Source organism: Bacillus sp. ISL-77, from assembly GCF_018613105.1.
In genome coordinates this window covers 48,659-70,870 of sequence record NZ_JAGGQY010000051.1, presented here as the reverse complement: position 1 = coordinate 70,870, position 22,212 = coordinate 48,659, and the positions used below count along the sequence as shown (strand labels likewise).

Below are 22,212 nucleotides of genomic sequence, written 5' to 3'. Positions count from 1 at the left end.
TTTATACCTATTTCTTAATTCAACCACCTGTTAAGTTTTGTGAGAAAATGTGATTTCGTTGATAAAATTTCACAAGTTATTCACATTTATACCTTGTTAGTATCTTAAAGGTATTCTAATCTTAATATATAAAAGCAATTTCAACAAATCTTGAAGGAGGTGCACAATTGTTACCTATTGAACGTCGACAGCAACTATTAACTTGGTTAAATAATGAAGGAACCCTATCTATTACAGAAATTAGCAATCGTTTACAAGTTTCTGAAATGACCGTTTATCTAGATATAAAGCCATTAATAGAGGACAAAAAGGTCATTAAAACTTCAGGTGGAATCTGCATAACACAAGAAACTAACACTTCTTCAAGCGCATGTACATATTGCTTGAAGGAATCAAATAATCGCCACCCAGTTCAAATTATAACCCACGAGTTAAGGGTAGAGCACCTTTGCTGTCCTCATTGTGGCTTATTACGATATAAGGACATAGAAAAAGATGTTTCTCAAATCATTTGTCGCGATTTCCTTCAGGATACGACCATTAGTGCAAAAATGGCGTATTTCTTACTTGACGCAGATTTTAATTTGAATTGCTGCCAGCCACAAGTATTAGCTTTTGATTCATTAAAACATGCCGATCAATTTCAAAAAGGTTTTGGTGGAATTGTTCTCCGATTCGGAGAAGCCATCTTAGAAATACAAAAAAGAATGAATGGTCAAAGTGGATGTGGATGCAATAAAAAAGAGGGATTATTGGAATGAAAGTAAGAAGGAAGCTTTTACTTTTGCAGTAATTAATCAACATAGAGGAGCAAAAATGATGAAACGTACATTGAAAAAGATTTCTAAAGTGTTTTTACCAACAGTATTAGGTTTATTATTATTCTCAAGTGTGGCAAGTGCCCATGTGACAGTAGCACCGAAAACGTCGACAACAGGTGCATGGGAAACATATACAGTTAAAGTTCCAGTTGAAAAGGATATAGCCACAACTAAATTCACATTAAAAGCACCAGCTGGAGTTGAAATTAAGTCTTATCAGCCAGTCCCTGGATGGAAATATTCCAATGAAAAAGATGCGAAAGGTATTGTAAAATCATTTACTTTCGAAGCAACAGGTGACGGAATTTTACCTGGTCAATTCCAGCAATTTACGTTTGTTGGAAAAAACCCTGAAACAGCAACTAAAGCAACTTGGGATGCTTTTCAATATTATAAAGATGGCAGCATAGTAGAATGGACAGGGGACGAAGGAGCAGATAGTCCTCATTCCATAACTGACATTGTTGCAGGCGCATCAACGGATGACCACAACGACAATGCTAAAATGGAAGAAACGAAAAAAGAAGAAACAAAAACAGTTGAAGCTAAAAAAACAGACTCTGATAACACTAATTCACTTCCGACCATCTTATCGGTTGTTGCAGCCTTGTTATCATTAGTGGCTCTTGTATTTGCCATTCGTAAAAAGTAATACCTATTAAAAAAATGACGATAAGCTTGGAATGATCCAAGTTCATCGTCATTTTTTATGGAAATTTTAATCGAGGGCTATTATTTTACGAATAAAAAAGTCTGCCCGGGGTTTACCTTAGATGCGGTAAACAGAATTACATAAATTTCAAATGTTGATCGCCATAAAATATTTTTAAAATATAATCCGCATCAGGTACATTCAATCTGTTAAAACCGATCAGAAATTCTTTATTGTCATACGGCACTTCCCTAAAAGCAACAGAAATATCACCCTGTTCACCAATCGTCACAACAGCGTATGTGGCCAATGGCTTATTATTACAGCCCAAAGAGCTTGGGTTGAGATAGAGTCGCTCCATGGATTTAAAGTGATGGATCACGTGATGATGGCCAAAACAAACAATATCCGCATTAGATGTCTGGTAAAAGGCGTCAAGTTTCTCCTCGGTTGGCTCTTTATCCACGGAGATAAATTTATTTAGTTCATTCAAATGGTAGTGAACAAAAAACAATCTTTTACCATTGTAAATCGATTCTAACGTGACAGGAATCTCGGTTAAAAACGGAATAAACTTATGTTCTAGATGGGCTGCAATCCATTGATGATGTACCTTTTCACTACCCCTGCTATAAGGCTCTCTCCCTGCAATAATATCCAAAATAGCTTCATCGTGGTTTCCCATAACAAACGAAATATCAGAACGTGAACTTAGGAGCTCAAGAACCTCATTTGTTTCATACCCAATCCCGATCAAATCTCCCAAACAATAGATATGCTCAATCTTTTCGTCCTTGTCAATCTCATTCAAAACTGCCATTAATGCCGAATAATTACCATGAATATCCGTTATGATTGCTATTTTCTTCTCCATTTTCTAATCTCCGTTTTTCCGATAGTTTACACATCTGCAAGTAATAAAATACAAATATTTGGGCCATAGGACCTAAGGGGTCTTTGCTGTATTCCTCATCCCGACTTTAAAAATCCATCTTAGAAGCGGTGGAACGGCAAAGTAAATAAAAAAGAGTCGAAAAAGTTGATAGCCGGTCACCATCGATAAATCGGCATGGACCTCATGAGCGAGAATTCCCATTTGATCCATTCCTCCAGGAGCCAAAGCTAAAAAACTGGTTGAATGGTTGATAGGGTAGTAAGCAACGAGTAATAAACTTAGCCCGATGGAGACCAAAATCATTACCATCCCACTAAGGAGCGCAAGTGTAATAATTTTTGTTTTGTGCTCCAGTTTTTCAGGCTTTAATAGCAAACCAATGTACCCGCCAATCATAAATTGAGATACATCAAGAATCGAAGCTGGTAACGCTGGACCATGCAAGCCAGATAAATGGATGACTGCTGTTCCTAAAATTGGACCTAACAAATAGGGAGTAGGAAATTTGAATTTCCGAGCAAGAAATGCACAAACCACACAAATAACAACAAACCAAATGATGGTTGGAAAAAGTGGGATAGGGGAGACTGTACCACTATTAAACAAGTCCGAAGTTGTGTTTGTCGTATTTTTAAAAAGCGGACCTAATATTAGAAAAGGAACAAAGAAAATAATCATAATCAATCTAGCTACCTGAAGAAAGGTCACCGTAGTAATATTAATTCCTTTTAATTCTTCGGCGAAAATAATCATTTGTGATAGCCCGCCCGGAATACTTCCAATCAACACGGTTGGATAATCTACACCAGTTAACTTAGAAACAACAAAAGCAATTCCAGCACAAAAACAAACAAGTAATACTGTCATCAGCAACATGGAAGGCAGTTTAGCCATTATTTCCAAAAGTGCTTCTTTTGTGAACGAGAGGCCAACCGAATATCCGACAATCACTAAACCTATGTCGCGAATGGTACTAGGCCAGTAAAACTGAACCTTTCTAAACCTTGAGCCAATTAAAACAGCTGCCATAGGTCCAAGCAGCCATGGAATAGGTGTATGTAGTGCAACGAACGTAAATCCTCCTATTAAAGCGATTAACAATGAGACACAAAATCGAATCCTTTTGTCGTCATTTGCAAATTTGATCAAGCAGAACCCTTCTATCTCTATAAATTAATTGAATATTAACAACCTTGAAGCAAGGAAACACGATATTTATGTAATTCCGCGCATAAACTATTTTATCATGGTGTGGAAATTTAATCTAAACTGGTGCATTTGAGTGAAGTAATTTTGGGAAGAATTACACATAATAATCGGGAAAGTTTACATGGAAAATATAGCTGAAAAGGAGAGTAATATATGAAAGCACCATTTATTTTAGGACTGGGTATTACCTTCTTCTTATTAGTCCCACTTGGCATGTATACAAATATCTTCCCATTCTGCGCGATTGGCTTAACTGGCGCAGGTTTATCATTCATATTAATTAGTTTAAAAGTGAAAAATGTCTGGAAGGGATTCACAAGGGTGCAAGAATTACCTTATATCGGCTCATCGGTCATGTGGATCTATCGCTTAGGGATTCTGGGACTTGGAGCTCTAGCCTTGTTCAGCGCTTCTGCGTTTTGGGCAGATTCACCGGCTTACATAAAAAAGAATTACACAATATTAGAAGGGATTCCTTCAAAAATTGTTTATGAGAAACCTTCCAAGGGTGAAATCCAAGGAACTATTACTGTAATAATCCATAACAAACGTTTAAATATATCTCCAAATCCACAATATCCAATCGAAAAAAATGTGGAAGGACGCCGTTTCCTGATTAACTACCTGCCAAACACCGAGTGGGTCATGGATTACAAAATCGAATAATAACAGAAAAAAACTAGGAAGCCCATTATGAGTTCCCTAGTTTTTTGTTTAATTAAGAAAATTAATTTACCTGACTTTGCAAAACTTCTTGTCGTTTCTCCACGATAATCAATCCACCCAATAACCCTAGTAAAGAGAAAATGACAGGAATAATAAAACCATATTGGTATCCTATACTACTTGCAGATGCGTGGAAATGGTCTAACACTTTCCCAAAAATACTTGGCAAAAGAACAGCACTTAAAAAACCGCCCATATTGGCAAAGCCAGAAACAACCCCGACTTCTTTAATATCGAAGGATTTTCTAACAATCGCAAAGGTTAAAGCACTCGCTCCATTTCCGTATCCTATAAGAAAGAAAATAATCGTAAGCATTAAGACTGGCGGCTTTCCATTCATGAAAAGGAATGACGCCCAGCATAAAAACACAATGCAGTGAACAATAACATACGGACGTTTAATCGAGTCTAAGCGGCTGGAAATCCAGCTAGTTAATGGAGCACCAATAATTGCCCCGAAAAGACCTACCATAATCAGTTGACTCGCATCTGAACGAGACAATCCATATACATGCATCCCATAGGGGACAGCCCACGAACCAATAAATCCTACATACGTTCCAACAGTACCAAAGTGACAGAAGAACGTGGCCCATGCTTGGCGGGTGGAAAAAATACGACGTAACAAAATCAGCGTTTTTTCACGAGGCTTTTTTTGTTTTTTAGGTATGGTATCGTTCCATTCAAAAGTCTTTGGTTTTTTTACTAGGACATAGTAGAGAAGTACTCCACAGAGAACTACCATAATTCCAGATGTAAAAAAGGGGGCGCGCCAGCCGGATAGTGTAATCCATGCTGAAAAGGGGACGGTCGCTAGCAAAAAGCCAAAACTCCCTGCCATTCCAGCTATGCCCAGTAATCCAACAAACTCCCGCACTTTAAACCATTGACTTAGGATCAACACTAAATTAACCCAAATAGCTGAATCACCCGTACCTACCAATAATCTAGCAAAAAGAAGCACTATTTCATTCGTGGCTAGACTATAAATTAATGTACCTATTCCAGTAAGAAGCGCCCCAATCACTAGAAAAAAGTTGGGGCCAAATCGATCAGACAAGATCCCAATAGGAATTTGCAGACCAGCATAGGCAAAAAATTGAATACTTGTCAGTAATCCAATCGTAGAAGCTGTAATGTTGAAATCTTTCATCAATTGATCGGAAATTAACCCTGGAGCTGTTCGTTGACTAACAATTAATAAATACGTTAATAAAATTGATACAAAAACGACCCATCTATACTTGCTATTTTGTTTTTCCAATGTTCTCTTCTCCTGTTTGCTATAATTTCCTTATTATACTATATAAATCTTAATTAGGGTCTATCGAGACACTGGCTTTTGTTAGTGTCACTATTATATTGAAAAGTTTATTTCCGTTTTTACATTGTCCGCTAATACTAATGCACTAACTTTTGATGGGAAAGGCTCATTTTATCATGAAAATGATTTTAACCCATATACTTAGGTTACACCACTATTTAAGGGGGGATTGGTTCATGAATCAACAAACCTTAATATTGGATTTAGATGACACCTTGATTCATTGTAATAAATACTTTGTAGAATCTAGAAACAGATTTGCAAATGTGATGAAGAAATGGTTTAAATCCGTTCCGAAGCAGGAAATTCTCCAAAAACAATCTGAAATTGATATAAAAACTGTTGAAATTAATGGCTTGCATTCTTCCTTATATACGCAATCCCTTGTGGCAACCTATCGGTATTTTTGCGAAAAAACGGGGAGAAAAATGAAAGCGTCTGAACTAAATCAAGTAGAAAAAATTGGCCAAAGTGTTTTTCAAAGAAAGGTGAAACCTTTTCCTTATATGTATGAAATCTTGGATACCTTACAAGCAGAGGGGCATCAATTATATTTATTTACTGGAGGAGATGAAGAGAATCAAAAAAGAAAAATTACCCAATTGCGCTTAACGGATTACTTTGAAGAAAGAATCTTTATCTTTGAACATAAAACTACAGAAGCATTGCAACAGGTTTTAAACAAAATAAACGCAGATAAAAAGAATACTTGGCTGATTGGAAATTCACTCAAAACAGACATCAAGCCGGCGATTGAGCTTGGTCTAAATGCTATTCATATCCCAGCGGAGATAGAGTGGAGCTATAATATCGTGGATATAGAAATTGAACCAATCGGTACGTATGCCGAATTAAAATCACTTGTTCAATTACCAGAATATATTAGAGAACAAGCATATTCTCGTGGAAAAACTAGGAGGGATTCTGTCAAAGAAATCCGGTCTCAAGAATGGGTTCATTTAAAAAAAGAGGTTCAAGCGTAAGTCAGTGAAGTCCCATTTAATGCAGAGCTGGTTCCAAGATGGAATCAGCTCTATTTTTATTTAATTAGTTGATTTCTTAGAATAGTAGTTATGGCTCATATAGAGTATAATAAACTTATCAATTGTAGTAAGGAGATACCATCATGAGCATAAAACCAAAAAAGTATAATTTTTTGCAGCGATTTGGACGTGCTTTTAAGTTTAATATTACTAAACTTCTACGGTCTCCTGGTGGAGCTAGAAAAGTATCCTTAGGATTTGCGCTGGGCCTTGGTTTGGAAATGTTGGTTCTCTCAACAGGTTCGCTTATTTATATATTATTTGTACCGATCGTCCGTTTAGCGAAAGGTTCATTACCTGCATCCATTATTGGTAATGTCATCGGGAAACTAACCCTTCTTCCAGTTATTCTGTTACCTTTTGCAAAAAAAATCGGGAAATTGATTTTTCCTATGAAGGTAAATTTAGGCCACAAGTCATCATTTTCTTTTCAAAAGTTAATTCACGGTGATCTTCATAGTCTAATAAGTATCCTTCATGGAGGCTTCCATACTTTAATAGGTATGACCATTTTTGGGATGATCCTAAGCTTTAGTTCTTACTTTATTGTTTATCATTTTTATGAAAAAGAAAAAACGAAAAGGCTTAAAAGAAGGCGCAATAAACGAGAGACACCTCTCAATTCAATCAAGCAGAATTATGTTTAATTGTTTCGAAATAGAAAACGCCTCCACTTAACATCTGAACTAGTGGAAGGTGTTTTCTTTTTTTTACTTTGATTAATCTTTTCTGATATATGTACATATTAATAGGTGAGGTGATTAACGTGGACAAGTTGAATTCAAATCCCAAATTTGATTTACATACGCATCATGATCGTTGTGGCCATGCACGCGGAAAGATTCGTGATTATATTGATGCCGCGATCGAGCGAGGGCTAAGTGTAATCGGGATTGCCGATCATTCCCCTTACTTTAGTAGTGACGAAGATCATCTCCGTCCCCATATCGCGATGGCAAAAAGTATGTTTCCAGAATACGTCAACGAAGTACTGCAGCTGAAACAAGCTTATAGCGATAAAATCGAGGTGCTTCTTGGAGTGGAATCCGATTTCTTCCCTGAGTCAGTGGAGATTTATCGTTCCTGTTTTGAGCCGTACCCTTTTGATTACATCATTGGTTCGGTTCACCATGTGGACGGGGTGAGTATTTTTAATAAAAAGCGCTGGAATGGGCTAACAGAACAAGAAAAAATCAGAACGAAAGAAAATTATTATTCGCTTATTGAGCAATCGGCTCGAAGTGGGATGTTTCAAATCCTCGGCCATATTGATGCCATGAAAGGATTCTATCCTGCCTTTTCATCCATCCAGACAGCTGCAGTTGAAAATACCATTAAGGTGATTGGAGAAAATGATATCGCGATTGAAATCAACACATCCGGAAAAACAAAAGACGTTGGCGGCTGGTATCCGTCGGATGATATTTTAGAGCTGGCACTTCAATATGGTGTGAAGGTAACGTTTGGATCGGATGCCCATGATCCACATCGAGTAGGGGACGAGTTTGATCAAGTTCAACGGCGCCTTAAGGAAATCGGCTTCAAGGAATGGGTTTATTTTAAAAATAAAGAGAGAGTCACAGTCAGAATTTAGGAAATCCATGCTCCGCATATTTATTCTTGAATTACAAACACTACCAGTAAAAAGGCGGTGTAATCATGGATAAAGAGAAAAAAAATGTACCACAAGAGTTTCAAAATAATGTAAATGATCATAAAAATAGCAAAACAAATCTTACAGCTAACTTAGAGGATAATGATATTCAGCCAGACAGCGCCATTATCACTGGTGGCGGAGATCCCAATCTTTCACCTGATGCGGGAAGACCTCTAATATAATCTCAGGGGATTAATTTTTCTGGTCAAAAAAGCACCTTCTCACATTCATTTTGCGAAAAATGAATCGTGGAAGGTGTTTTTTGGGGTTTTAAGAAGTTAAGGAAATAATTCTTCCTTCGGTTCTATACGGAACTTTTTCTGTATTGATGTTTAAATTGATAAATCATTTGCTCCGAAATGGCTGTATAACCGGCCAAATTTGGATGGACGCCATCAGGGGAAAGATTTTGCAGGTGGTCCCCGTTAATGACCTTTGTTGTTTCAATGACAATCGACCCAGGGACTTTATGAGCAACCTCATATATATTAACATTCCATTTTGGCAGCATTTTATCTGCCAGAGGGTACAGTTGGTCATCTGGTGATAATGGATTATACAATTCTAAGAATACAATTGTAACCTTGGGATTTAGCTTGGTAATTCTCGATGTAATATCAGACAAATTTTTCGAGAAGGTGGTTTGCAATTGGTCATAGCTTTGAATGACGGTACGAAAATTTTGCCCGTTTGCCATTCGAAGAATATCATTGCCGCCCACATTAATTGTGACAATGTCGGATTGCTTGATCGATTCATCAAATCGACCCTCTTGAACCAGGTCATTTAATTCACTACTGGTGATCCCATTGATTCCTTGATTTTGAAATTCAATTTGTTTTGCGGTTTGTTCTGCCAATTTGCTAGAAAATAGACTGCCAAAATTTTCATTCTTTCCTGCACCGACTCCACGTATAATAGAATCACCAATCGCCAAATGGTGAATCTGAGAAGTTTTAGCATTTCGATAATAATTGAGATAAGAGATTTGGTCAGAACTCTTATTAACCACCGCAACCGCGTGTTTTTTCATTTGGTGGATTTGGTACTGAGGATAATAAAACCACGCAGAAATACCAAGGCCAATGAGCAATACAAAAACTATTAGATATTTTACTATTTTCATACCAACCACTCCTTGAATATTCTATTATAACAAGAATAACAAGTGAAAATAAGTAGGAGTTGATTTCCAGTTAAAGTAAGGTAAATAGAGATACAATTGAAAAATTGGGTTGAACCTAGAGGGTTAATGAAACGAGTATCGAAATAAGTAAAGACAAGTTGACACCGCCATTCTGAGCCGAGGGGGTTTGAACATGAGTTTAAGACATAAAACACTGGAAGAACTAGAGGATTTGGAGGCAGAACTGTCTGCCCGTGAAGCAGAACGAGGTTCTAACAATTACACAATGAAGATTAATTTATATGAGGAAATGTATCGCAAACTTCAGCACCTTGTCCGACAGAAAAATGATGATTATACTAGTTCGTTAGAATACGTTAAACGAAAGCTGATATACTGCCTAATCAATTATGGCACGTATTTGAAAACCGAATATCAAAAAGATGATCGATTGGCGGCAAAATGCTTAGAGGAAGCTATGAAATATGACCATACAAATCCTATCTCACCATACCGCCTTGGTTTTTTATCGTATAAGAATCAAGCATATTCAAAGGCGACTCAATATTTCCAAAAGGCGATCGAAAATCAGAAGTATTATCAAAACAATCAATATAAACTAAATAGCCAACAACAGGTTAATGCTTATTTGTATTTGACGAATAGTGCACTCCATATCGCCAAATCCACTTATGAAGAAATGAAACAACTGCCTGCTTCGAACGATTTAGAAATTCCAAATCACGGGTTCTCTCCTCTCTTTAAAAGGCTGCTAGAAAATGATCAGTACCTCCAATCACATGCTTTTTATAAAATTAGTCAGACAGAAAAAACTACCTGTTCAAAAGAGGAATGTGAGGATCTAATTAAATCTAAACCATTTGAAACGATTATTTTATATTTTAGTGACCGAAATATTTCTGTATTTTTTGAAGGAGAAGAAACCTCGCTTACTCAAGATCAAGGGAATATGCTGAGTTATTTTCTGTTAAAAAGTTCAGAAGAAGACCCGCGACGAGAAATGCATTCTCAGTCGTTGAGAGGATTGAAACGAATACGTATATCCAAGCTGTAAACAGATTAAGAAATAGGTTAAGGAATGCAGGATTTCCCTCAATTATCCAAACCACAAGATACCAAGAGGAAACCGCCTACTTCTATAATGGTGCGTATCGATTTTACGTCCTATACAGGGTCGATGAAGAAATTGAATATGCTTAAAGTGCGATGACATAGCTGTCATCGCACTTTTCGTATACTTAGACCATCAGAAAAAAGGAGATGGTTACATGAAGAATTGGAATCAATTATTTATTCGTCACGGTTTTATGGTCGAGGAGATTCGTCCCAATGTCTTTGAGAGTCTAAGAGAAACGGAGGAAAACGTTGCATTTTTGATTGAAAGCTTTGAGAAACTTTCGATTTCATTTGTGTTAGAAAAAGGTCTCTTATCGGTTACGAGCCCAGTTATCGCAGAAGAAATCTGGTTGGCTTATGTTGATTTTAAGTATCGAGGACGGGGGGAAGGATTATGGTTTCGTCCTGGGTTGGATCAGCCAAAGGTGAGGGAGCTAGATACGTATATAGCAGGTATGGTCAGGCAATTGAATCGACTTGGCTTTTATACCAACTCTTGCTGTGATGGCCATGAAAAAAGAAGTCCTTCGATAGGTTTTACAAATGAGGTTGATATGGAAAAGGTCATTGAGGTCCTGATAGCAGCGGGTGTTCCTCGGATATTAACTAGAAATCGTGTCATTTCTTTGAATATCTCGAGAAAATTACTTCTTGATATCACAGAAAAGCTTTCTGCTATTCAACAAGATTGGTTAGAGAAAGGTATAGTATTTATTCGAAAACAGTTATTTTTGATTCAACTTGAACAGCTTTTATCGATAGCTGGAGAAAGTGGGAATGAATCGAAGGTGCGCCAATATATCATCGAAAAACTACGTTATCATGTAGATTATATGACCGTTGACAATACCGGAAACCTTCTTGCACAAAAAACTTATGGAAATGGGCATGGACCTACAATCTTACTCAACGCTCACATGGACACAGTTGACCGAATTGAACCGGACAGAACGATTGTTAAAAATGGAGAAATATGGTCGAGTGATCATGGGATTTTAGGTGCAGATGACCGGGCAGGGGTTGCCGTTCTATTAGAGATGGCTCAACGTTTACAATCATCTGGTTTTAATGGTCGAGTCAAATTCATATTCACTGTCGAAGAGGAGATCGGTCTCATTGGTGCAAGAAGCATCGATGAAACCTTCTTGTGGGATGTGGATGCCGCGATCGTCGTAGACCGGCGTGGAACGGGTGACATTGTTACATCTTGCGGCGGCTACCAACGTTTTTGTCATGAGAATTACGGGAATTTCTTTGAGGAAGCAGCAAAACAGATAGGTTTACTTTGCTGGAAAACAACAATCGGTGGTAGCAGTGACACCAGAATCTGGGCAGAACATGGTATCCAGAGTGTTAATCTTTCAGCCGGTTACAGGAATGAACATACGGAATTTGAGACGCTTGATGTGGAGGCGTGCTACAACACAGTTTCATTAATCACTAAAGTATTTAATGAGGCGAGAAATTTACAAAGGACATTTAGGAAAATAGAAATTTTGGAGAACGTTAGGAGTGAAGTCAGGTGAAAAAACAGTTTGTTTTCGTTTATGGAACATTAAGAAAGTTTGAAAGTAATGATCATTTGCTCAGAGATGCAAAGAAAAAAGGGGCTGCCGAAAATTTATTCGGCAGCTGATTCCTCTTATTTAAACATCCTGTTAACAGAATTCGTAAAATCGTTCCACAGGCCATTTCTGTTTGTTCCAGTACGAATATCATTTGAATAGTTTGTCATTTGGCCGAACGTATCTGTTTCGTAAGAAACATATACGTTGTCAATATTTCGATCCGCTGCACGGACCTGATCGATGATTTTCTGATCAAGTTTGGTGTTAGTCCCACGGGTCCCAGTAGTAGTAGTTCCGCGATTATTTCTTATTCCATTGGTAACCGTGTTGTCAAGATTGCCGGTAGTAGCACTCATATTTGTAGAGCCATTGGTTCCTGTTGTGCCGGAGTTATAGCCATTCCCATAAGTAGCATTCATATTTGGCCCCGTCCCAGTTGTGCCTTTATTGGCGCGGGTGCCGTTTTGAATATTATTATTTAAACGAACGGCCACATATGCATCATTATTTCGAATGATTACATGGGCTTGGTCAACTTCTTTCAGGCTTTCTACATTATTAATGGCACGACCTGAAACACGTAAATTTTGGTTCGAAACATTCCTTACGTTTACACCATTGATGGCATTGTTTCTAACATTGTTTACTCCCATATTGCCTGCATTATTGTCATTCAATGCATTTTTATTATTATTTGCGCAACCAGTTAATCCTAATAAGGTAGTTGCTAAAACAAAAGTTACCCAACTTTTTTTCACCACAGAAGTCACTCCCTTAAAAATGGTCTTACAAATATATAGTGACCAATTAAAGTCGAACTATGCGAGTCAAAGAGCAGGTAAATTTATAATTAGAAAACCCCAACTAAAAAACCGTTTCCCCAAGTAGAAGCACCGTTAACTGTTCCTTTCTAAGCTGCTGCTTTTCCCACGCACGGATTAATCGTTCCAAGTCTTCTGGTCCCGTGTCGTCTGCTAACCGATATGTGCCATAATGCATCGGGACGAAGTTTTTTGCCTTTAATTCAATGAATGCTTTCACACTGTCTTCTGGTGATATATGGGCAGGCGCCATGAACCATTCTGGCTCAAAGGCACCAATCGGCATAAACACCGTATCAATGGTAAATCGTTCGGCTATTTGTTTAAAACCACTAAAATAGCCGGTATCGCCTACAAAATAAAGCGTTTCATCTCGTGTTTGAAAAATCCAGCCACCCCAATGAGATGTATTCATATCCTTCAGCGACCTTCTTGTCCAATGCTGAGCGGGGACGAAATGAATAGTTACTCCCTCATGTTCCGCGCTTTCCCACCAATTCATTTCCATTACCTTCTGATAGCCTTTTTTGTTAAAAAGGGACTTCATACCCGCTGGAACAAAGTATTGGGGATTCCCATTTAATTTTTTTAGTGTGGGGAAGTCCAAATGATCGTAATGACCGTGAGAAATTACAACCACATCAATCTCTGGCAGATCTGCTAACGAGAGGCCCGGTTCCGTTAATCTTTTTTCTAGTCCCATCCGCTTGGCCCAAACAGGGTCCGTTATTATATTCATCCCATTTATTTGAATCAAAAAGGTGGAATGTCCAATCCAAGTATAAGAAGTCTGGCTCCTGTTCTCATTTAATTCTCTCACTTTTTTAGAAGGACACTGTTCAATGTTTACGGATAAATCTTTCACTTTCTTCCTTCGTTCACTCTGCCATTTCCTCATGTCCTTAAACGATTTGTAGCTCTTCACATTATCCAAATTAGTATATATCTTCATTAATAATCACCGATTTTCTTTTGAACTTTTTTATAACCAAATCATTGATATTTAAGTAAAGGATACCATGTATCAAAGCATTTTTAAAAAAATTTATGATCAATTAATCAAAGTTGTCTTTCGTATATGGCATAACTGGGAGACCTTGCATGTCCGACGTTTTTCCATGTCAGAATCTTTTTGTAAAGCTGAGTAAATAATAACCGTTAACCTCAGTTTACAAAATAAATGGTAGGGAGAAAAACCTTAATGGAGAAAAAGCGCAAAGGACTGTCCGCATGGCAACTCACAATGATGGCCTTAGGAAGTGTAATTGGCGGGTCCTTTTTTCTAGGTTCATCAATCGCCATTCATGCAGCAGGGCCCTCAATATTAATATCCTATATTTTAGCAGGTGGATTGGTATATTTAATTCTTTACGCTTTGTCAGAAATGACTGTAGCTAATCCTACAACAGGTTCTTTTAGTAATTTTGCATCACGAGAACTTGGGGAAGGGACGGGATTCGTTGTTGGATGGCTGTATTGGACAGGTACAGTTTTATCCATGTCTAGTGAAGCAACAGCTATATCGATACTAATTAGGGAATGGGTTCCAAATGTATCAATAGGCTTGCTAGGAAGCGCGATTATCATAGGTGTTACGCTGCTTAACCTTTTAGGGGCTGATAAGATTGGTAAGCTCGCAAGCGGTCTTTCTGGTGTAAAAATATTTGCGATTATTTTTTTCATCCTTACGGCATTAGTACTAATTTTCGGAGTACTTCCAGGGTCCCCGCCGGTTGGTGCTGGAGAGTTGAGGACAGAGCCAATCATGCCAGGAGGAATAAAGGGGATTGCCGGAAGCATGCTCCTCGTGATTTTTGCCTATGCAGGTTTTGAAATCATTGGATTAGCCGCGACGGAAGCAGAGAATCCGCGAGATACGATTCCAAAAGCCATTCGTTATACAGTGTTTTCTTTGGTCGGATTGTATATCGTCTATGCTGCAGTCCTACTGCCACTCATCCCAACAGCCTCTCTGAATGAAAGTGTAAGTCCGATGGTCTCCTCGCTTAAAAGATGGGGTATCGGTTGGGCTGGGCGGGCCATTAATCTGGTGTTAATTTCGGCCATTCTATCGGCCATGCTGTCATGCATATTTGGTCTTGGACGAATGATCAGGTCGCTCAGAGATGAAGGGCATGCGCCGAAATGGCTTCAGGATGATCAGGACGTACCTTATAGAGGGATATTATTTTCGGGATTTGCGATGCTTGTAGGATTAGGTTTTGGGCTCTTGTTTCCGAGAGTTTACTTGGTTTTAATCACCACGGGCGGCTTCGCTTTAATTTTTACCTATATTGTCATAATGGCCAGTCATATCCGCTTTCGCAAAAGGAATGGCTGTCCCCCAGAAGGAATTTGTCAAATGCGCGGTTATCCGTACACTTCTTGGATTGCGTTAATAAGCATGATCATAGTCCTTATGTGTATGCCGTTTATTCCCGGGCAGGGAGTTGGTTTGGTAGCAGGGATCGTAATGGTTGTCTTATATTCTTTGATTTATTACGTGATGAGATTTAGCACTAGGTCCAAAGTACAAAATACGACAAGAAAAGGAAAACCGATTATGAAAAAACAACCAAGTTTTGTGCCTGAATTTTCTGAGGAACTGAACGGAAATACCAATGAACAAGAGATTCTCTCGCAAAAAAACGATTCGCACAAATCACAGGATTTGCTCAAGGGCAACCCAATCAAAGATAATGACGAAATGTTTGAGGAAGAAGAGAGAGAAAGAGAACACTACGATGGATGATAGATATCATTAGGTGCGATGCTTCTATTTAAGAAGGATCGCTTTTTCTTTTTAATGCTGGGCGATAAAGAGAAGCATTCGCGGTAAATGGAAGAGAGGTTACATTGACCAAGTAACGAAAAAATGAGCATCCGCGGTAAATGAAAGAGGGTTACATTGACCGAGTAAGGAAAAAATGAATAGCCGTGGTAAATGAAAGAGGGTTACATTGACCGAGTAACGAAAAAATAAGTATTCGCGGTAAATGAAAGAGCGTTACATAGAAGGGTAAATTGGATGTGAGTGTGGAGAAACCTTTACATTAGAAACGGTTATTATGAACTGTCCAAAATGTGAAATGACCTATGCAGTAACACCTTGTGGGTCACATGATAAATACAATATTAAACTTGCTGGCATAAAGTACGCATAATATTAGACAATTAAAAATAATGTCATATCCATCATGATTTTTGCCTTTTGAATTAAAAAGAATAGGTTGCTTCTGCAACCTTTTTTTTTGAGCAAACAAGCAGAGAGTTTAATATGAATAAGTGTCCGAAAGAGTACTAAATAGACAAACTAATGCCATGCTGTTATGATCACGCCGAGAGCAATAAGGGCTATGCCAATTACATTTACCAAACTAAGCTTTTCCCCGATAATTACCGGGATTTCCCCTAAATTCCCCTCGAAAATGAACACTCCCATTAAAAAGATTGCCATAATGATGGCCCTAATGGCCGTCGCAGTGTTGGCATCAATATTTTGTAAACCTAATTTTCCAAATACGGACACTAATGCAGCTGATGTAGCTGAAAGTAGAGCAAATACAAGTCAGGACATATCCACTCACATCCTTCTTTTTCTATCAATCTACTGTTTCGACTTTAGGAACACTAATCCCCTTACTATGGATTTTTTAATTAACTTTTAATATTGCATTAATACAATTTTTAGGTTATCAGACTATACTTTACCTGTATCAATATATTGAAACTTTTGATAAGTGATCATCGAATATAGAAAGATATAAAGTAAAGGAGTAAAAAGGAAATTCATTAAAATTCTTAAACTGTCTGATAATTTGGAGATGCACATAAACAGGTAGCAAATGTCATAAATGAAGCAAACGATGATATTAGTTTACGAAGAAATTTATATAATGTGGTGAAAAAATGTTTAATTTTTGGAAAAACGCTAATCAAGAGAAAAAGCATTTATATTTTGCAATACTTTTATTGATAGTTTACGTTTCGCCCTTATTTATTTTAGGGGAAAACGCCCATATTAGGATTCATGATAATTTAGATTCTAACATTGCCTGGTACAAAGTGTTGAAAAATAGCGGACAATTATTTGGCGGAATTAACAGTACAATCCCGCAAATTATTAATGGCCTGCCGCGAAATGCTTTTGGAACCGAATTCAGCGGGATTCAATGGCTGCATAACTTGTTTCCATCCATGCTCGCGTATTCCATAAGTCAATCGATTACAAGAGTGTTTGCCTTTTTAGGTATGTATCTACTTCTAAAGAAGCATTTTGTAAGAGATGAAGAAGCGTACCTTATCCGTGTATGGGTATCGGTGGCTTTTGCCCTGACCCCATTTTGGCCGTCCGGTATGCTTAGTACTTTGGGAATGCCACTTGCATTATGGGCTTTTTTGAATATTAGAGAGGGTAAACATACCTGGAAAGAGTGGCTCACTCTTATATTGTTACCTTTCTATTCTAGTTTTGTGTTAGGATTTTTCTTCTTTTTATGTTTCATGGGGTTATTGTGGCTAAGAGATTTTCTTGTGAAACGAAAAAGCAATTGGTGCTTCTTTTCCAGTATCGCACTAATGACAGTTATTTATTTACTGATAGAGTATCGTCTTGTTTACTCGTTAGTGTTTCCCGAAGCACCAACCAGCAGAAATGATTTTGTTAATTCAAAGCTTGGACTTTGGCGCACCATCCGATTAGTTTTTAAAAACTATTTTTTAGGCCATACACATGTATTAACACTTCACACCTTAGTAATCGTCCCTCTTTCTTTTCTAGTTCTATGGATGTTGAAAAATAAAAAAAGAAACTGGTTAGAAAATCGCTATCTTTATCTTTTCATGTTTAATATCGTTTTATCCGTTTGGTATGCTTTTTGGTTTTATAAAGGCTGGGAGCCGCTAAAGGAGCGCGTCTCACTCTTAAATACATTCAACTTTGCAAGATTTCATTTCCTAAGACCGTTAATCATTTACCTCATGTTTGCAGTTGGTTCCTATTTACTTTGGAGGATGGGAAAGAATTGGCGGAGATTTGTTAAAATATGTCTCATTGTTCAGATTTTCGTCTTGTTTGCAGCAAATGATGAAATTGTCTACAGGAGTGCTGGAAAGCCCTCTGTAAAGCAATTCTATTCGACAAGCCAATTTCATGAAATTAAAAAATATATCGGTAAACCCCAAAGTAGTTACAGGGTGGCAAGTATAGGACTCCACCCGGCGATTGCTCAATATAATGGTTTTTATACACTAGATACCTATAATAATTTCTATCCCTTAGCTTATAAACGAGAGTTTCGGAAAATTATTTCGAAAGAATTAGATAAAAGTCCTACCTTGAAGGAATACTTCGATGAATGGGGCGGCAGATGTTATCTTTTTGTCGCAAAATTAGGTAAAAAATATGATTTTAAAAAAGATTCAAAGGTAAAGATTGACCATTTACAACTTAATACAAAAGTATTTAAAAAGATGGGCGGACAATATATCTTCTCAGCAGTCCCTATCTTAAATGCGGATGAAAATGGGCTTGTATTCAAAAAGGCCTTTGAGCAAAGAGATTCTGCCTGGAAAATTTACCTTTACCAAGTCAAATAATGTGGTTACAGGAGTGATTCCATATGAATAAACCGGTGTTAACGATTGTGGTCCCTTGTTTTAATGAAGAGGAAGTATTAGCTGAAACGTCGGCACAATTATCTTCTGTTTTATTTGAATTAATGGAGGAGTCGCTTATTTCAATAGACAGCAAGATCCTCTTTGTAGACGATGGCAGCAGGGATCGGACCTGGGAATTAATTGAAGTGGAAAATGAAAGAAATCCAAATATAAGAGGATTGAAGCTTGCTAGAAATGTTGGTCATCAAAATGCACTCTTAGCTGGATTAGAGATAGCCTCTAAGCAATCAGATTGTGTCATTTCAATCGATGCGGATTTGCAGGATGACATAAAGGTCATCCATCAATTTATTGAAAAGTTTTGGGAAGGACAGGATATTGTCTATGGTGTAAGGGATAGCCGAGAGACGGATACGTATTTTAAGCGGACAACTGCTTTAGGTTTTTATCGGATGATGGAAAGAATGGGGATAAAACTTGTCCCAAACCATGCAGATTTTCGTCTTATGAGTAAACGTGCTTTAGATGAGCTATTAAAATATAAAGAAACAAACTTATTTCTTCGTGGACTTGTTCCACTTGTAGGTTATAAATCCACAAAGGTCTACTATGACAGAAAAGAGAGATTTGCTGGAGAATCAAAATACCCACTAAAGAAAATGCTTGCCTTCGCATTTGATGGAATGACATCCTTTAGTGTCGCCCCAATTCGATTTGTCACATTTATTGGATTTATGGCCGTGTTAATAAGTGCCATAGCAGAGGGCTATGCGATAACCCAAGAAATATTAGGTCACACTGAATCCGGATGGACTTCTTTAATTATTTCCATTTGGTTTGTTGGAGGTTTACAAATGTTGGGTATTGGTATTATTGGAGAATATATCGGTAAAATCTATCATGAGGTTAAAAGACGGCCAAGATATGCTGTTGAAAAAGACTTATACTCGCGTTTAGTAGTGGAACAACTGCAAAAGGCAGCAGTTGAAAAATAGGAGAAGCTATGAAATATTCATTCGTTCGCTTTATTATAGTAGGAATTGTTAATACTGTGGTTGGGTTATCCGTTATGTATCTTCTTTTACATCTACTTGGACAGTCCTATTGGATGGCCACTTTTGTTGGCAATTCAATTGGAGCCTTTGTTAGTTTTATTTTAAATAGAAATTTTACGTTCAAAAGCCAAAATTCAATGTCAAAGAGTGCGGTCCGCTTTGTAATTGTTATCTTGTGCTGTTATTTCCTTTCATATGAAATGGGAAGGCGTTTCGTGGTAGACATGTTAAAAAATAATGACTTCATCCCAAAGAATATTCAAACTGATCTCTCAGTCCTAGTTGGTACTTGTTTGTACACGGTATTAAATTATTTAGGACAAAAGCTATTTGTGTTTTCAAAAAAGGATACCGCTATATTCAGTACTGATTCAAAATAAATAAGAAAAAGAGGAGAATTTTAAATGAGTTATTCAGGGGATATACAAAATCCATCCAGTGGCCGTCAAATGTTGAATAATGATCCAGAAGTTACAATCTTCTTCTGGATCATTAAAATTTTGGCAACCACGGTGGGGGAGACAGCTGCAGACTTTTTGAACGAGCAATTGCCACTAACCCAATCAGTACAGCAAACATTGCACTACAAATTCAAGCTATATGCAGTGCTGTCCTTCTGGATTGCCTATGTCTTGGACCCGTCCATTCGGCGCTTCTCTTGGTGATTTCCTGTCACAGTCTCAAAAAAACGGTGGTCTTGGTTTGGGTACGGTGGGAACCAGCACAATCTTCCTGATAACCATCTTGGGATTGCTTACCTACCTAACTAAGACGAAGATCGACTCTCCGAGTATAGTAGAGAAGTAGAACTTGTCTTGGTACAATATTACAAGTTTATTAGGGAAAGAAAATGGACGTTACGTGATTATATTATTCTTGTGATATTATTGCCGGATATTTAACGAGCGGATTTTGGTAACAGTTCCATTTGGTTTTTCCAATACTATGAAAAAAAGGTTACACCAAGAAATATAAACGAGGAGAATAATGGTGAAAATTATAATGGAGTAGCCATACTCCTTTTCAATTTTGATCTTATTCGCTTTTTCTTCACAGTATTGGAATTACTTTATAGAGATCGTACATGTTCTACCCTTAGATTAAATCAGCTAGGATCGTTTTCATCCAGAGACAAAACAGTTACATTTGTTGAATCCCCATTTTCAATTTCTGTTTGAGTGGCATCTCTATTTAGTACATCCTCTGTATCCATACCTTCTGCAATAGTTGGATCTCCTTTTGAATATGTATCTTTTTTCATTTTAGATTCTCCTTTAAATCGGTTTGAGTAATAAATAACACTATTTTATTGTTTGCAAAAATAATTAATTTATTTTATTAGTTGGATAACATTTAATTCAAAGAGAAAAGCACCCTATTTAGAGTGCTTTCCATAATCATATTTACTTACTGAACAAACTTCTAACTCCTTTATAAATTAAGACGAGTGAGAAGATTAAAACAGTTAGTATACCAATGATATCAGTGATTGGGGAAACGCTTTCAAGAAATGAATCAGCTAAGGGAACTCTAATAAGTGCGAAACCAGATAAAATTGTAGCAAGAAATAAAAAAATTCGATTATCCATTTGGTTTACCCTCCTTCCGATGCGATTGATAAAATATATGTCAATATTGTTACGGATATGTCAATTGCGTAAAAAATATAATTACAAAAGAAATGTGTAGAAGTGAAATGATTTTAGAAATAAGGAGGAAGAATGAACCAATAAAACTCAATTTAAGTCTAAATGTAAAATTGACATAATATTTTCATAAATTGCACATTTAAAAAGCCAATTAATATGATATGTTATACAAAAATAGTTCCCAAAATGGTGGGTGTGAATCTGGCTAACTTTTATGATAAATTACCGCTCGATGTACTTGCACAATTTCTTTATCATATTAATAAAAAAATTGAAAATGGCATACTTTCCAAATCGTTGAACTATGAAATTGAACTCATCAATAATTGCGTTAATAAAAAGGGATTAAGTATTACAGAATTAGATAAATATTTAATTAAATAGTTGGTTTTTAATTTAAATGAGAGTTGGGTTTGCAGCCTTTTTTCATATTCCCATTAGGAAGAAAAGCGTATTAATATGCCGAAATTCGGAGGTTAACCATGTTTATTAAAACCTTAGAAAATACAGAAGTTAGCTCAGTCATTTTTATTAGAGATTATTTGCAGTTTTATTTTGAAGGTGAACAGATTAATGGAACCTTGACTACATATTCATTGCCAGTTTCAGTCGTGAATGGCCGATATTTTGAAAGCGCCTCATTAGGATATCGAGATTCTTTATGTTCTCTTATTAACCATCAAGTAAAGAAGTCGAAAATTATTAGTGATCAAAATATTGTTTTAACATTCGATAATGATGATAGGTTAGAGGTTTCATTAAAAAAAGAAGATCGTAGTGGACATGAGGCAGCAATGCTCCGGGTCAATAACGAGATTGCAGTTTGGTAAAAACGCTCTTCATAAAACGGAAGAATAAGCTGCCTTTATTGGTGGCTTTTTTTCACTTTGTTAAAAGATTTGTGAAATAA

At 37.1% G+C, this 22,212-nt stretch carries 22 protein-coding genes and 3 pseudogenes; 16 read left to right on the top strand and 9 right to left on the bottom strand.

All coding sequences use genetic code 11. The features are described 5' to 3' along the window. The first annotated feature begins 167 nt into the window (after positions 1 to 167). Positions 168 to 761 carry a DeoR family transcriptional regulator gene (locus J7E77_RS20875; RefSeq protein WP_214716791.1) on the top strand — a complete coding sequence of 198 codons (594 nt, stop codon included), beginning with the start codon at positions 168 to 170 and terminating at the stop codon, positions 759 to 761. Positions 762 to 819: 58 nt separating this feature from the next. Then, positions 820 to 1,473, top strand: coding sequence for a YcnI family copper-binding membrane protein (locus J7E77_RS20870; protein WP_214716974.1), 654 nt, complete (start codon positions 820 to 822; stop codon positions 1,471 to 1,473). A 136-nt stretch (positions 1,474 to 1,609) separates the two neighbouring features. Here the strand turns inward: J7E77_RS20870 and J7E77_RS20865 are convergent, their stop codons facing one another. Both J7E77_RS20865 and J7E77_RS20860 read right to left on the bottom strand, forming a co-directional pair. After that, positions 1,610 to 2,347, bottom strand: a complete 738-nt coding sequence (locus tag J7E77_RS20865) for a metallophosphoesterase family protein (protein ID WP_214716790.1) — start codon at positions 2,345 to 2,347, stop codon at positions 1,610 to 1,612. Positions 2,348 to 2,419: 72 nt separating this feature from the next. After that, positions 2,420 to 3,517, bottom strand: a complete 1,098-nt coding sequence (locus J7E77_RS20860) for an AbrB family transcriptional regulator (RefSeq protein ID WP_214716789.1) — start codon at positions 3,515 to 3,517, stop codon at positions 2,420 to 2,422. 213 nt (positions 3,518 to 3,730) lie between these two features. On the opposite strand from J7E77_RS20860, the gene J7E77_RS20855 reads away from it, so the two are divergent. Continuing rightward, positions 3,731 to 4,243 (top strand): hypothetical protein, encoded by a 513-nt coding sequence (locus J7E77_RS20855; protein WP_214716788.1) that lies wholly within the window; start codon positions 3,731 to 3,733, stop codon positions 4,241 to 4,243. A gap of 61 nt (positions 4,244 to 4,304) precedes the next feature. Here J7E77_RS20855 and J7E77_RS20850 read toward each other — a convergent pair whose 3' ends face one another. Then, a complete protein-coding gene (locus J7E77_RS20850) occupies positions 4,305 to 5,567 on the bottom strand; it encodes an MFS transporter (protein ID WP_214716787.1) in 1,263 nt (420 codons plus the stop codon). A gap of 236 nt (positions 5,568 to 5,803) precedes the next feature. Here J7E77_RS20850 and J7E77_RS20845 point away from each other — a divergent pair, with 236 nt between their 5' ends. The 4 genes from J7E77_RS20845 (at position 5,804) to J7E77_RS20830 (ending at position 8,509) form a co-directional block, all read left to right on the top strand. Beyond that, complete coding sequence (locus J7E77_RS20845) at positions 5,804 to 6,610, top strand: HAD family hydrolase (protein WP_214716786.1); 807 nt, start codon at positions 5,804 to 5,806, stop codon at positions 6,608 to 6,610. Positions 6,611 to 6,753: 143 nt separating this feature from the next. After that, positions 6,754 to 7,317, top strand: a complete 564-nt coding sequence (locus J7E77_RS20840) for a DUF2062 domain-containing protein (RefSeq protein ID WP_168243346.1) — start codon at positions 6,754 to 6,756, stop codon at positions 7,315 to 7,317. 128 nt (positions 7,318 to 7,445) lie between these two features. Beyond that, positions 7,446 to 8,264, top strand: a complete 819-nt coding sequence (locus tag J7E77_RS20835; RefSeq protein WP_251026573.1) for a histidinol-phosphatase — start codon at positions 7,446 to 7,448, stop codon at positions 8,262 to 8,264. A 65-nt stretch (positions 8,265 to 8,329) separates the two neighbouring features. Further along, positions 8,330 to 8,509 carry a hypothetical protein gene (locus J7E77_RS20830; protein WP_214716784.1) on the top strand — a complete coding sequence of 60 codons (180 nt, stop codon included), beginning with the start codon at positions 8,330 to 8,332 and terminating at the stop codon, positions 8,507 to 8,509. Positions 8,510 to 8,631: 122 nt separating this feature from the next. Here J7E77_RS20830 and J7E77_RS20825 read toward each other — a convergent pair whose 3' ends face one another. Further along, positions 8,632 to 9,453, bottom strand: a complete 822-nt coding sequence (locus tag J7E77_RS20825; protein ID WP_214716783.1) for an SGNH/GDSL hydrolase family protein — start codon at positions 9,451 to 9,453, stop codon at positions 8,632 to 8,634. Positions 9,454 to 9,646: 193 nt separating this feature from the next. Here J7E77_RS20825 and J7E77_RS20820 point away from each other — a divergent pair, with 193 nt between their 5' ends. Further along, complete coding sequence (locus J7E77_RS20820) at positions 9,647 to 10,528, top strand: tetratricopeptide repeat protein (RefSeq protein ID WP_214716782.1); 882 nt, start codon at positions 9,647 to 9,649, stop codon at positions 10,526 to 10,528. Positions 10,529 to 10,742: 214 nt separating this feature from the next. After that, positions 10,743 to 12,116 carry a M20/M25/M40 family metallo-hydrolase gene (locus J7E77_RS20815; RefSeq protein ID WP_214716781.1) on the top strand — a complete coding sequence of 458 codons (1,374 nt, stop codon included), beginning with the start codon at positions 10,743 to 10,745 and terminating at the stop codon, positions 12,114 to 12,116. Between the two features lie 116 nt (positions 12,117 to 12,232). On the opposite strand, the gene J7E77_RS31485 is transcribed toward J7E77_RS20815, so the two are convergent. Both J7E77_RS31485 and J7E77_RS20805 read right to left on the bottom strand, forming a co-directional pair. Further along, positions 12,233 to 12,919: a YhcN/YlaJ family sporulation lipoprotein gene (locus J7E77_RS31485; RefSeq protein WP_214716780.1), complete on the bottom strand. Its 687-nt coding sequence runs from the start codon at positions 12,917 to 12,919 to the stop codon at positions 12,233 to 12,235. A gap of 103 nt (positions 12,920 to 13,022) precedes the next feature. Beyond that, the gene (locus J7E77_RS20805; RefSeq protein WP_214716779.1) at positions 13,023 to 13,931 is read right to left on the bottom strand and encodes an MBL fold metallo-hydrolase; all 909 of its coding nucleotides are present in this window, start codon (positions 13,929 to 13,931) and stop codon (positions 13,023 to 13,025) included. Between the two features lie 249 nt (positions 13,932 to 14,180). Here J7E77_RS20805 and J7E77_RS20800 point away from each other — a divergent pair, with 249 nt between their 5' ends. Then, entirely contained in the window at positions 14,181 to 15,731 is a 1,551-nt protein-coding gene (locus tag J7E77_RS20800) for an amino acid permease (protein WP_214716778.1), read from the top strand. A gap of 680 nt (positions 15,732 to 16,411) precedes the next feature. On the opposite strand, the pseudogene J7E77_RS31835 reads toward J7E77_RS20800, so the two are convergent. Then, a pseudogene (locus tag J7E77_RS31835) lies at positions 16,412 to 16,508 on the bottom strand (EamA family transporter); the annotation flags it as partial. 380 nt (positions 16,509 to 16,888) lie between these two features. Between J7E77_RS31835 and J7E77_RS20790 the strand changes: the two are divergent. The 5 genes and pseudogenes from J7E77_RS20790 to J7E77_RS31475 form a co-directional block, all read left to right on the top strand. Next, on the top strand, positions 16,889 to 18,577 hold the full coding sequence (locus tag J7E77_RS20790) for a DUF6044 family protein (RefSeq protein WP_214716776.1): 1,689 nt from the start codon (positions 16,889 to 16,891) through the stop codon (positions 18,575 to 18,577). Positions 18,578 to 18,600: 23 nt separating this feature from the next. Beyond that, positions 18,601 to 19,593 (top strand): glycosyltransferase family 2 protein, encoded by a 993-nt coding sequence (locus J7E77_RS20785; protein ID WP_214716775.1) that lies wholly within the window; start codon positions 18,601 to 18,603, stop codon positions 19,591 to 19,593. Between the two features lie 8 nt (positions 19,594 to 19,601). Beyond that, on the top strand, positions 19,602 to 20,033 hold the full coding sequence (locus tag J7E77_RS20780; RefSeq protein WP_214716774.1) for a GtrA family protein: 432 nt from the start codon (positions 19,602 to 19,604) through the stop codon (positions 20,031 to 20,033). A gap of 24 nt (positions 20,034 to 20,057) precedes the next feature. Further along, a pseudogene (locus J7E77_RS31830) lies at positions 20,058 to 20,198 on the top strand (hypothetical protein); the annotation flags it as partial. 39 nt (positions 20,199 to 20,237) lie between these two features. Beyond that, positions 20,238 to 20,460 (top strand): annotated as a pseudogene (locus J7E77_RS31475) (hypothetical protein); the annotation flags it as partial. Positions 20,461 to 20,758: 298 nt separating this feature from the next. On the opposite strand, the gene J7E77_RS20770 reads toward J7E77_RS31475, so the two are convergent. Beyond that, entirely contained in the window at positions 20,759 to 20,914 is a 156-nt protein-coding gene (locus tag J7E77_RS20770; RefSeq protein WP_214716773.1) for a hypothetical protein, read from the bottom strand. Between the two features lie 142 nt (positions 20,915 to 21,056). Then, positions 21,057 to 21,242: a hypothetical protein gene (locus J7E77_RS20765; RefSeq protein WP_214716772.1), complete on the bottom strand. Its 186-nt coding sequence runs from the start codon at positions 21,240 to 21,242 to the stop codon at positions 21,057 to 21,059. A gap of 542 nt (positions 21,243 to 21,784) precedes the next feature. On the opposite strand from J7E77_RS20765, the gene J7E77_RS20760 reads away from it, so the two are divergent. Continuing rightward, positions 21,785 to 22,132: a hypothetical protein gene (locus tag J7E77_RS20760; RefSeq protein ID WP_214716771.1), complete on the top strand. Its 348-nt coding sequence runs from the start codon at positions 21,785 to 21,787 to the stop codon at positions 22,130 to 22,132. Positions 22,133 to 22,212: the final 80 nt, after the last annotated feature.

Coding starts and splice junctions, on each gene's coding strand:
- J7E77_RS20870 (WP_214716974.1), top strand. CDS start 820: ATGAAACGTACATTGAAAAAGATTTCTAAAGTGTTTTTACCAACAGTA.
- J7E77_RS20865 (WP_214716790.1), bottom strand. CDS start 2,347: ATGGAGAAGAAAATAGCAATCATAACGGATATTCATGGTAATTATTCG.
- J7E77_RS20855 (WP_214716788.1), top strand. CDS start 3,731: ATGAAAGCACCATTTATTTTAGGACTGGGTATTACCTTCTTCTTATTA.
- J7E77_RS20845 (WP_214716786.1), top strand. CDS start 5,804: ATGAATCAACAAACCTTAATATTGGATTTAGATGACACCTTGATTCAT.
- J7E77_RS20840 (WP_168243346.1), top strand. CDS start 6,754: ATGAGCATAAAACCAAAAAAGTATAATTTTTTGCAGCGATTTGGACGT.
- J7E77_RS20830 (WP_214716784.1), top strand. CDS start 8,330: ATGGATAAAGAGAAAAAAAATGTACCACAAGAGTTTCAAAATAATGTA.
- J7E77_RS20825 (WP_214716783.1), bottom strand. CDS start 9,453: ATGAAAATAGTAAAATATCTAATAGTTTTTGTATTGCTCATTGGCCTT.
- J7E77_RS20820 (WP_214716782.1), top strand. CDS start 9,647: ATGAGTTTAAGACATAAAACACTGGAAGAACTAGAGGATTTGGAGGCA.
- J7E77_RS20815 (WP_214716781.1), top strand. CDS start 10,743: ATGAAGAATTGGAATCAATTATTTATTCGTCACGGTTTTATGGTCGAG.
- J7E77_RS20805 (WP_214716779.1), bottom strand. CDS start 13,931: ATGAAGATATATACTAATTTGGATAATGTGAAGAGCTACAAATCGTTT.
- J7E77_RS20800 (WP_214716778.1), top strand. CDS start 14,181: ATGGAGAAAAAGCGCAAAGGACTGTCCGCATGGCAACTCACAATGATG.
- J7E77_RS20790 (WP_214716776.1), top strand. CDS start 16,889: ATGTTTAATTTTTGGAAAAACGCTAATCAAGAGAAAAAGCATTTATAT.
- J7E77_RS20785 (WP_214716775.1), top strand. CDS start 18,601: ATGAATAAACCGGTGTTAACGATTGTGGTCCCTTGTTTTAATGAAGAG.
- J7E77_RS20780 (WP_214716774.1), top strand. CDS start 19,602: ATGAAATATTCATTCGTTCGCTTTATTATAGTAGGAATTGTTAATACT.
- J7E77_RS20770 (WP_214716773.1), bottom strand. CDS start 20,914: ATGAAAAAAGATACATATTCAAAAGGAGATCCAACTATTGCAGAAGGT.
- J7E77_RS20765 (WP_214716772.1), bottom strand. CDS start 21,242: ATGGATAATCGAATTTTTTTATTTCTTGCTACAATTTTATCTGGTTTC.
- J7E77_RS20760 (WP_214716771.1), top strand. CDS start 21,785: ATGTTTATTAAAACCTTAGAAAATACAGAAGTTAGCTCAGTCATTTTT.